Here is a 351-nt window from a genome sequence, read left to right as displayed (position 1 = left end):
ATCATCATCAGTTAAAAAATCAGATGATTTAACCGAATATTTTGAGGTCTCTTTGATTGCCGATTCAATGTCTTTATCGCCTTTTCTATTCGGTTTGATCGCTTTAACATTAGCAACAGGTCGATAGTCAACTTGTAATGCTCTTTGCCATAAATTAACCCATTCTTCTTGAGTTATATAATTCTCTTTTTTTCTAAAATATGCATTTTCAACACATAACAAAACATGCATGTGCTGATTATAACTACCGTCATTTTTATTAACGGTAACTTCTGTTGAACGCATAAATCCAACAAGATTTTGTTTAACCTTTTTATATCTACTCAACCTATCAAATGCTTTAGTTAGATG

Annotated in this window: 1 protein-coding gene; it reads right to left on the bottom strand. The window is 31.1% G+C overall.

Features of this window, described 5'->3' with window-relative positions; translation table 11 throughout:
- On the bottom strand, positions 1 to 351 hold a 351-nt coding region (locus ACH65_RS19415), incomplete at both ends, for a protein rep (protein WP_161805640.1).

It is taken from the genome of Frateuria defendens, assembly GCF_001182895.1.
Lineage (GTDB): Bacteria > Pseudomonadota > Gammaproteobacteria > Xanthomonadales > Rhodanobacteraceae > Frateuria_B > Frateuria_B defendens.
The sequence above is the reverse complement of the archived record's forward strand: the minus strand, read 5'-3'. Positions and strand labels throughout refer to the sequence as shown.